Origin of the sequence: Pseudomonas sp. Irchel s3a18 (assembly GCF_900187535.1) — a bacterium.
In the GTDB taxonomy this organism is placed as follows: domain Bacteria; phylum Pseudomonadota; class Gammaproteobacteria; order Pseudomonadales; family Pseudomonadaceae; genus Aquipseudomonas.
Window position 1 is genome coordinate 268,970 of record NZ_FYDV01000006.1, and the last position, 9,388, is coordinate 278,357.

Annotated in this window: 8 protein-coding genes; 6 read left to right on the forward strand and 2 right to left on the reverse strand. The window is 60.8% G+C overall.

Going from position 1 to position 9,388, the window contains the following annotated elements; translation table 11 throughout:
• Positions 1-143 precede the first annotated feature (143 nt).
• The 4 genes from hmgA to CKW29_RS11715 all read left to right on the forward strand — a co-directional run bounded on the left by hmgA (position 144) and on the right by CKW29_RS11715 (position 4,935).
• On the forward strand, positions 144-1,448 hold the full coding sequence (hmgA, locus tag CKW29_RS11700) for a homogentisate 1,2-dioxygenase (RefSeq protein WP_095144950.1): 1,305 nt from the start codon (positions 144-146) through the stop codon (positions 1,446-1,448).
• 3 nt (positions 1,449-1,451) lie between these two features.
• The gene (fahA, locus tag CKW29_RS11705; protein ID WP_095148523.1) at positions 1,452-2,756 is read left to right on the forward strand and encodes a fumarylacetoacetase; all 1,305 of its coding nucleotides are present in this window, start codon (positions 1,452-1,454) and stop codon (positions 2,754-2,756) included.
• A gap of 12 nt (positions 2,757-2,768) precedes the next feature.
• Positions 2,769-3,407, forward strand: a complete 639-nt coding sequence (gene maiA / locus CKW29_RS11710) for a maleylacetoacetate isomerase (protein WP_095148524.1) — start codon at positions 2,769-2,771, stop codon at positions 3,405-3,407.
• Between the two features lie 166 nt (positions 3,408-3,573).
• Positions 3,574-4,935 (forward strand): aromatic acid/H+ symport family MFS transporter, encoded by a 1,362-nt coding sequence (locus CKW29_RS11715; RefSeq protein ID WP_095148525.1) that lies wholly within the window; start codon positions 3,574-3,576, stop codon positions 4,933-4,935.
• Positions 4,936-4,976: 41 nt separating this feature from the next.
• Here CKW29_RS11715 and CKW29_RS11720 read toward each other — a convergent pair whose 3' ends face one another.
• A complete protein-coding gene (locus CKW29_RS11720) occupies positions 4,977-5,780 on the reverse strand; it encodes a SirB1 family protein (RefSeq protein ID WP_095144946.1) in 804 nt (267 codons plus the stop codon).
• 184 nt (positions 5,781-5,964) lie between these two features.
• On the opposite strand from CKW29_RS11720, the gene CKW29_RS11725 reads away from it, so the two are divergent.
• Together CKW29_RS11725 and CKW29_RS11730 are read left to right on the forward strand one after the other, a co-directional pair.
• Positions 5,965-6,984, forward strand: a complete 1,020-nt coding sequence (locus CKW29_RS11725; RefSeq protein WP_095077742.1) for a Glu/Leu/Phe/Val dehydrogenase dimerization domain-containing protein — start codon at positions 5,965-5,967, stop codon at positions 6,982-6,984.
• 140 nt (positions 6,985-7,124) lie between these two features.
• Positions 7,125-8,915: an acyl-CoA dehydrogenase C-terminal domain-containing protein gene (locus CKW29_RS11730; protein WP_095148526.1), complete on the forward strand. Its 1,791-nt coding sequence runs from the start codon at positions 7,125-7,127 to the stop codon at positions 8,913-8,915.
• Between the two features lie 60 nt (positions 8,916-8,975).
• Here the strand turns inward: CKW29_RS11730 and CKW29_RS11735 are convergent.
• The coding region (locus CKW29_RS11735) for an integrase core domain-containing protein (protein WP_141234429.1) at positions 8,976-9,388 on the reverse strand (413 nt) is incomplete at its 5' end.

Below are 9,388 nucleotides of genomic sequence, written 5' to 3' on the forward strand. Positions count from 1 at the left end.
ATGAATGGGCGTCTTTATAGCTTGACGGTCAATACCAATCAAATTACGTTATGCGTAATCGAATTACGATAAAAATAACCTGGGCGTGCCGAGACTCTGAGAAGGAGCCATGGCCACGGCCTACTCCCTGTTCAGGAGGCTCCATGAACCTCGATTCAACGGCGCCGGCGCTGGCTTATCAGTCAGGCTTCGGCAACGAATTCAGCAGTGAAGCGCTGCCAGGCGCATTGCCTGTCGGCCAGAACTCTCCGCAAAAAGCCCCTTACGGCCTCTACACCGAACTGTTCTCCGGCACCGCATTCACCATGGTTCGCAGCGAAGCGCGGCGCACTTGGATGTACCGTATTCAGCCGTCGGCCAACCACCCGGCGTTCGTCAAGCTGGAGCGGCAACTGGCCGGTGGTCCGCTGGGCGAAGTGACGCCCAACCGCCTGCGCTGGAACCCGTTGGACATCCCCACCGAGCCGACTGATTTCATCGACGGCCTGGTGAGCATGGCCGCCAACTCGGGTTCGGAAAAGCCGTCTGGCATCAGCATTTACCATTACCGCGCCAATCGCTCCATGGAGCGGGTGTTCTTCAATGCCGATGGCGAATGGTTGCTGGTGCCGGAGCTGGGCCGTTTGCGTATTGTCACCGAGCTGGGCGTGCTGGAACTGGAGCCGCTGGAAATAGCGGTACTGCCGCGTGGCCTGAAATTCCGTATCGAACTGCTCGACCCGCAAGCACGTGGCTACCTGGCCGAGAACCATGGCGCGCCGCTGCGTCTGCCGGACCTGGGGCCGATTGGCAGCAACGGCCTGGCCAACCCTCGGGACTTCCTGACCCCGGTCGCGCACTACGAAGATCTCAGGCAGCCGACCACCCTGGTACAGAAATTCCTCGGTGAACTGTGGGGGTGCGAGCTGGACCATTCGCCGCTCAACGTCGTGGCCTGGCACGGTAACAACGTCCCGTACAAATACGACCTGCGTCGTTTCAACACCATCGGCACCGTGAGCTTCGACCATCCGGACCCATCGATCTTCACCGTTCTGACGTCGCCCACCAGCGTTCATGGCCTGGCCAACCTCGACTTCGTGATCTTCCCGCCACGCTGGATGGTCGCCGAGAACACCTTCCGTCCGCCTTGGTTCCATCGCAACCTGATGAACGAATTCATGGGCCTGATCCAGGGGGCCTACGACGCCAAGGCTGAAGGCTTTCTGCCTGGCGGCGCGTCGTTGCACAGTTGCATGAGCGCTCACGGACCGGATGGCGAGACCTGCACCAAGGCGATCAATGTCGATCTGACACCGAGCAAGATCGACAACACCATGGCGTTCATGTTCGAGACCAGCCAGGTATTGCGTCCAAGCCGTTTCGCACTCGACTGCCCGCAACTGCAAAACACCTATGATGCTTGCTGGGCTTCGCTGCCCGTCACTTTCAACCCGAATCGGAGATAACCCATGACCCAGACCACCCCCACTCGTAGCTGGGTTGCCTCCGCCAATGGCCACGCTGATTTCCCGTTGCAGAACCTGCCACTGGGCGTGTTCAGCACTCAGGGTTCGGCGCCGCGCAGCGGCGTGGCCATCGGTGAGCACATTTTTGACCTGGAAGCGGCACTCGAGGCGGGCCTGTTTGACGGTGCTGCACGCACGGCCGTCGAAGCCACCCGTGGCGGCCAGTTGAACGCATTCTTCGACCTCGGTCGCGGTGCGCGGGTTGCCCTGCGTGAGCGCCTGCTGGAACTGTTTGCCGAAGGCAGCACCCTGCACGGCAAGATCGAAGCCCAGGGCGCGAAACTGCTGCCACTGGCGGCCGATTGCCAGATGCACCTGCCGGCGAAAATCAATGACTACACCGACTTTTATGTCGGCATCGAGCACGCACAGAACGTTGGCAAACTGTTCCGCCCGGACAATCCTCTGCTGCCGAACTACAAGTATGTGCCGATCGGTTATCACGGCCGCGCCTCGACCATCCGTCCTTCCGGCACCGACGTCCGTCGCCCGAAAGGCCAGACCCTGCCAGCCGGCCAGACCGAGCCGACTTTCGGCCCGTGCGCACGCCTGGACTACGAACTGGAACTGGGGATCTGGATCGGCCAGGGTAACGAGATGGGTGATTCGATTGCCATCGGTGACGCCGCCGAACACATCGCCGGTTTCTGCCTGCTCAATGACTGGTCGGCCCGGGATATCCAGGCCTGGGAATACCAGCCACTGGGTCCGTTCCTGTCGAAAAGCTTCATCACCAGCATTTCGCCGTGGGTGGTGACCGCCGAAGCGCTGGAGCCATTCCGCCGTGCCCAGCCGGCGCGCCCTGAGGGTGATCCGCAGCCACTGCCGTACCTGTTCGACAAGCGCGATCAGGCCGCCGGGGCCTTTGATATCGAGCTGGAGGTGCTGCTGCTCACCGAAACCATGCGTGAACAGCATCTGCCGGCCCATCGCCTGACCTTGAGCAACACCCAGCACATGTACTGGACCGTCGCCCAAATGGTTGCGCACCACAGCGTCAACGGCTGCCAGTTGCAGGCCGGCGACCTGTTTGGCTCGGGTACCTTGTCGGGCCCGGAAAACGGTCAGTTCGGCAGCCTGCTGGAAATCACCGAGGGTGGTAAAAAACCGATCGAGCTGGCGTCCGGCGAGGTGCGCAAGTTCCTTGAAGACGGCGACGAAATCATCCTGCGCGCCCGTTGCAGCCGTGACGGCTTTGCGTCCATCGGCTTCGGCGAATGCCGTGGCAAGATCCTGCCGGCACGCTAAGAGGTTCAGGCCATGGAACTCTTTACTTACTACCGTTCGACCTCATCCTTTCGGGTGCGCATTGCCCTGGCGCTCAAAGGGCTGGATTACCAGGCACTGCCGGTCAACCTGATCGCGCCGCAAGGGGGCGAACACCGGCAGCCGGCCTACTTGCAGATCAACCCGCAAGGCCGGGTGCCGGCCTTGCGCACGGACGAAGGTGAATTGCTGATCCAGTCACCGGCGATCATCGAGTACCTGGAGGAGCGTTACCCCCAGGTGCCGCTGCTGTCCAGCGACCTGGCCAAGCGTGCGCACGAACGCTCGGTGGCGGCATTGATCGGTTGCGACATTCATCCGCTGCACAACGTCAGTGTGCTCAATCAACTGCGCCAACTGGGGCATGACGAGCCGCAGGTGGTGCAGTGGATCGGTCACTGGATCACTCAGGGACTGGCGGCGGTCGAGCAGTTGATCGGCGATGAGGGTTACTGTTTCGGCAGTGCACCGGGCGTGGCGGATGTCTACCTGATTCCACAGCTGTATGCGGCGGAGCGTTTCAACATCGCCCTTGAGGCTTTCCCCCGGATTCGTCGAGTGGCGGCCCTGGCGGCGCAACACCCGGCCTTCATCAAGGCTCATCCGGCGAATCAACCCGATACCCCGGCTTAACACCAGCTCCTGTGGGGGCGGGCCGGGCGGTGCCCAATTCGTCCCCACAGGAACAGCGCGGTGTGTTGCTTGCACCACTTCATCATTCATCGCGGGCAAGCCCGCTCCTGCAAGAGATGTGGAATCCCCCCCCGGCATAACCAAAAAATAATAAAGGTACCTTGCGATGCATAATCAGATTGCCAGCTTTCGGTCGGCGCTCGACGCCCGTCCGGTGTCGCGTTATCAGTGGTTGCTCTTGTTGCTTCTCGCGTTGTTGCTGGTGACTGACGGCTACGACGCACAGGTCCTGGGTTATGTAGTGCCTGCGCTCGCGCAGGATTGGGGGCTGGAAAAAGCGGCGTTCGGCCCGGTGTTCAGTGCCAACCTGCTGGGTCTTACCCTGGGCTCGCTGGCGGTCACCCCCTTGGCTGACCGCTTCGGTGTGCGGCGAATTCTGCTGTGCTGTGTATTGATCTACGCCAGCCTCACGGTGTTGATGGTCTTCGTCGACTCTTTGAACACCTTGATGGTTGCACGGTTCATTTGCGGCATAGGCATGGGCGGGGCGATGCCCAGTGCCATGGCGCTGATGTCCGAGTACTCACCCCCCCGCCTGCGCACGCTGATGGTCACGCTTGCAGCATGCGGCTTTTCGTTTGGCGGCGCTGCGGGTGGCTTTGTGGCGGCCGGTTTCATCGACAGTTTCGGTTGGCAGGCGGTGTTCCTGGCGGGAGGTGTCGCGCCTTTGCTGCTGTTCCCTTTCCTGTTCTGGTTTCTCCCTGAATCCCTGCCGCGCTTGCTGCGTGATCAGCCGCCTTATGCGCGACTGCGCAAAGTCACCGCCCGGATGCTGCCGAACTGGCAGCCTCCGGCGGCTTCGGTGCAACAGAATGAGCAGGAACAGGGCAGCAAACTGACAGTGGTGGAACTCTTTCGCAACGGTTACGCACGGCCTACGTTGCTGATCTGGTCGACATTCTTTGTCAGCTTGATCCTGCTGTATTTCATGATCAGTTGGTTGCCGTCATTGCTGCTGGAAAGCGGCCTGACGCTCAAGGACGCTAATCTGGTGACGTCGATGTTCCTGTTCGCCGGCACGGTCGGTGCAATCTGCATGGCCTGGATCGCCGACCGTCTCAAGCGCAAAGTGCGTCTGTTGTCGGGTGTGCTGGCGGCAGCCGCGGTGTGCACCATCCTGCTGGGCCTGAACCATGACAATCCACGCTACCTGGTGGCCTTCGTGTTCGCGGCGGGTTTCTGCATCATTGGTGGTCAACTGACCCTCAATGCCTTTGCCAGTAACTTCTATCCGGCACACGTTCGAACCACTGGCACCGGTTGGGCATTGGGCGTCGGGCGTTTCGGGTCGATTCTTGGCCCGCTGTTTGGCAGCATGTTGCTGGCGATGCATGTTCCCGTGGAGCAGATTTTCTTCTTCTGTGCGATTCCGGCAGTGATTGCCGCGCTGTTGATCATTCAGGTGCGTTCACCCGTGGATACAGCCCCGAGTCCTATTAGGGGCGAGCTTGCTCTCGATGAACGATAACGCGCGCTGCCAGTAACACTGGGGTGCCAGGATCGCGGGTATCAGTGCACGATAGCGTTGGGCGGCAGATGCCCCAGCCGTTCGGTCAGGCGAATGCGTTGGATCGGGTCTTCGCACAGCAGCAGGGCGTGCTCCAGGTCGTAGCGTTCGGCGTTGGGGCAGTCCAGGCGTTGATACAGGCTGGCGCGGGCCAGGTAGTCGCTGGCACTGGCATTACCCAGTTCCAGCACCCGCTCGGCGTCGATCAGGGCGTTAAGGTTATCGTCATTGCTCAAGTGCAACTGGCGCAGATTGCGTGACAGGCGCTGGAGCATCTGCACCGGTTCGCAGGTCAGCAGGTGCTCGGCGTTGAGCGGCATGTTCGGGCCGAACTGACGTTGTAGCAGCTCTCGGCAATCGTTGGGGTACAGGCGTCTACCACCGCATGGATCAAGCAGATGGTCGGCGCCAGGCACTCGTAACAGAAAATGCCCGGGGAAGTTGACGCCAACCATCGGGATCTCCAGCCGCCGAGCCAGTTCCAGGGCAACCAAGCCCAACGCCAGTGGTTGCCCACGCCGCCGCTCCAGCACTTTGTTCAGCAATGCCGCCTGTGGGCGCAGCGGGGAGGATTCGTCCTGTTGATAGCCCATGTCGTTGAGCCGCCGTAACAACGGCTGGCCCAGTTCGCTGACCGGCAACATTGGTAAACCGGCGCTGACCCGTTGCTCGACGTCCTTGAACTGCTCCAGCAGCCACTCGGGTTTCACCTCGGGATCATGTTCGGCCGCGATCCACAGCGCCGCTTCAAAAAGCGCCGGTGGCGAGCGTTGCAGACAGGCGAAAAAAGCTTGGCGCGGTTTCATCGAAGTCTCCGGCGAATGCCTCGTTTTAGCCCCGTCGCGGGCATTCGTCCAGTGCCTTGCACAGGGTGTCGCGGGATATGTCCCAAAGCCTCTATGGCTCACCCTGCTTATTCCGGTGCGCTTCAGCAATTTTTAGCCGCAAGCCTATACTGGCGACTACTGGAAGTGATTCGGGAGCCCTACGATGTTCGCTCTCATGCAAAGCACTCGCCTTGAATCGCTGCACCTGAGCGTTGACCCGGCCACTGGGTTAAAGGCCGTGATCGCCATTCATTGCAGCCGTTTGGGCCCCGCTCTGGGCGGTTGCCGCTACCTTGCCTATCCCGACGATGAAAGCGCCGTGATCGATGCCGTGCGCCTGGCGCAAGGCATGAGCTACAAGGCCGCCCTGGCCGGGTTGCCGCTGGGGGGCGGTGTGGCGGTGATCATGCGCCAACCCCATGTCGAGAACCGTGCGGCCCTGTTCGAGGCCTTCGGCCGTTGCGTCGAACAGCTCGATGGACGCTACATCACCGCCATCGACAGTGGCACCTCGGTGGCCGACATGGACTGCATTGCCCAGCAAACCCAGCATGTCACCAGCACCACGGCCTCGGGCGACCCTTCGCCGCATTCGGCCATGGGGGTGTTCACCGGTATTCGTGCCACCGCCATGGCCCGACTGGGCAGTGACAACCTGGAGGGCCTGCGAGTGGCGATCCAGGGGTTGGGCAATGTCGGCTTTGCCCTCGCCGAGCAGCTGCACGCGGCGGGCGCCGAACTGCTGGTGAGCGACATCGATGCGGGAAAAGTTCAGCTGGCGATGGAACTGTTGGGGGCCCATCCGATTGCCAACGATGCCTTGCTCAGCACGCCTTGTGACATCCTCGCACCGTGCGGCCTGGGCGGAGTGCTCAACAGCCACAGCGTGGCGCAGTTGCGCTGTGCGGCGGTGGCGGGATCGGCCAATAACCAACTGACCAATTTGCAGGTGGCGGACCAACTGGAGAATCGCGGCATCCTGTATGCGCCGGACTACGTGATCAACTCCGGTGGGCTGATTTATGTCGCACTGAAACACCAGGGCGAGGAGTTGCCGACGATCACCGCCCACCTCTCGAAAATCAGCTCGCGCCTCACGGAAGTCTTTGCCCACGCCCAGGCGGAAAAACGCTCGCCGGCACGGGTGGCGGACGAGTTGGCGGAGCGCTTGCTGTATCGCTAAGCGCCCAGGCTGTAGGTGGGGTCTTTTTTCTGCATGGCAGATCAAGTGAGCATTTTTTGTCAGGCTTGGCTTGTGGTGGTCCGCAACTTCATCGGCAAGGTGGGAGAAACCCAATCCTTGCCGATGTAGAAGGGCCGTGTATGAGCTTCCAAGCACCTTTGCGTGACATGCGTTTCGTGCTCCATGAACTGTTTGATGTCAGTGCCCATTGTGAGCTGCTGGGGCACGGCCTTGATCGCTCATTGATTGATGGCGTCCTGGATGAAGCGGCTCGTTATGCCGCAGAAGTGGTCGCGCCGCTGAACCGTAATAGCGACGAAGAAGGCGTGACCCTCGTCAATGGACAGGTCACGACCCCCAAAGGCTTTGCGCAAGCCTATCGGCAATACGTCGATAACGGCTGGGCCAGCATGACCGGGCCTGCCGAGTACGGTGGCCAGGCGTTCCCGCAAATGGTCTCGGCCAGCTTCCACGAGATGCTGATGGCTGCCAGCTTGTCGTTCCGGGTGTACTCGGGGCTGACAGAAGGCGCGGTGCTGGCGTTGTACAAGCACGGTGACGAGGCGCTGAAAAACAGCTACCTGGAAAAAATGGTGCACGGCACCTGGACTGGGACCATGTGCCTGACAGAGCCCCAGGCCGGCACTGACCTTTCACTGTTGCGAACCCGCGCCATCGCGCAAGCGGACGGTAGTTATGCCGTCACCGGCAGCAAGATTTTCATCAGCGGGGGGGAGCAAGACCTTTCCGAGAATATTGTGCACCTGGTGTTGGCCCGCCTGCCGGATGCCCCGCCCGGCGTCAAAGGGATCAGCCTGCTGCTGGTGCCCAAATTCATCGCCGATGCCGATGGCCGTCCAGGGCGAAAAAACAGCCTCGGTTGCGGTGCCATCGAACACAAAATGGGGATCAAGGGCGCCTCGACCTGTGTGATGAACTTTGATGGCGCCACGGGCTGGATCATCGGCTCGGCGAACCAGGGATTGGCCTGTATGTTCACGATGATGAACGACGCGCGCTATCAAGTCGGCCTGCAAGGGCTGGGCGTTGCCGAATGTTCATTCCAGGGTTCTGTGCGCTATGCCCGAGAACGGCTGCAATCCCGGGCGTTGCAGGGGGCTGCCGCGCCGGAAAAGGCCGCAGACCCGATCATCGTTCACCCCGATGTTCGACGGATGTTGCTGACCCAGAAAACCTTGATCGAAGGCTGCCGGATGGTGTCGGCCTACACGGCGCAACAACTGGATCTGGAACATGCTCACCCGGATCAGGAGGCTCGCGGGCGCGCGAGTAAGCGCGCGGCATTACTGATCCCGATCGTCAAATCGTTCTTTACCGACATGGGCCAGGAAGTCGCCAGCCTCGGTGTGCAGATATACGGCGGTCACGGGTTTATCCGTGAGTGGGGCATGGAGCAGTTGATGCGCGACAGCCGTATCACGCAGATTTATGAAGGGACTAACGGCATCCAGGCACTGGATTTCATTCGCCGAAAACTGCTGGGTGATGGCGGCAAGGAACTCGGCCTCCTGCAAGACGAACTGAGCCAGTGGTGCACCCTCCAGTCGCTTGAGGGCCGGTTGAGTCAGTTGGTGATGCCGCTGCAGGCTCGCCTGCAGGAGTGGCGGGAACTGACGACCCATGTCCTGGAAGCGAGCAATCGCAATGTGCAGGAGATTGGAGCCTGCTCCGTGGACTTCCTGCAGTATTCGGCCTATGTGCTGATTGCCGGGTTCTGGCTGCAGGCGGCGGCCCGGGCCGAGGCGGCCTTGGCTTCGGGCACTGACGAGGCCGGGTTCTACCAGGCCAAGCTGCACAGTGCCGCGTTCTATACGGATCGGGTTCTACCCCGGGCCAGTGCGCATCGTGAGGCCATTCTGGCGGGCGCGGACTCCTTGATGGCAATGCCGGAAACCAGTTTCGTGTTTTAACCATTGCCCCCGGTGCCCTGCAAAAACGGTGTCTAGTCCTGAAATAGGTTTACACCTGTTTCAGTCGCCAAACGCCCGATGCACCGCATCGGGCGTTTTGTATTTCAGGGACAAATGCGGTCGCTCCCGGTTATAGATCAGCACCGATTCGTCCACCATTCTCTTCGCTTCCTCCAGATCCTTTGGGCGATGCAGCAGGAATTCCGTCTTCAGGATTCCGTTTACCCGCTCAGCCATAGCGTTCTGATAGCAGTCATAACCATCCGTCATTGAACAGGTGATGCCGTGCTTGATGTGCAGCCGCTGATAAAGATCGGAGCAGTACTGGGCGCCACGGTCTGAATGATGGATCAGCGTCTGCTTGGTTTGGCGCTGTCCGACGGCGTTCTTGAGCGCCTTGATCACTGACGCGGTGTGCAGGCTCTCATGCACATGATGACCCACGATTTTCCGTGAGTAGGCGTCAGTGATCA

Excerpts from the sequence above, each read along its gene's own strand:
- fahA (WP_095148523.1), top strand. The coding sequence starts at position 1,452 with ATGACCCAGACCACCCCCACTCGTAGCTGGGTTGCCTCCGCCAATGGC.
- hmgA (WP_095144950.1), top strand. The coding sequence starts at position 144 with ATGAACCTCGATTCAACGGCGCCGGCGCTGGCTTATCAGTCAGGCTTC.
- maiA (WP_095148524.1), top strand. The coding sequence starts at position 2,769 with ATGGAACTCTTTACTTACTACCGTTCGACCTCATCCTTTCGGGTGCGC.
- CKW29_RS11715 (WP_095148525.1), top strand. The coding sequence starts at position 3,574 with ATGCATAATCAGATTGCCAGCTTTCGGTCGGCGCTCGACGCCCGTCCG.
- CKW29_RS11725 (WP_095077742.1), top strand. The coding sequence starts at position 5,965 with ATGTTCGCTCTCATGCAAAGCACTCGCCTTGAATCGCTGCACCTGAGC.
- CKW29_RS11730 (WP_095148526.1), top strand. The coding sequence starts at position 7,125 with ATGAGCTTCCAAGCACCTTTGCGTGACATGCGTTTCGTGCTCCATGAA.
- CKW29_RS11720 (WP_095144946.1), bottom strand. The coding sequence starts at position 5,780 with ATGAAACCGCGCCAAGCTTTTTTCGCCTGTCTGCAACGCTCGCCACCG.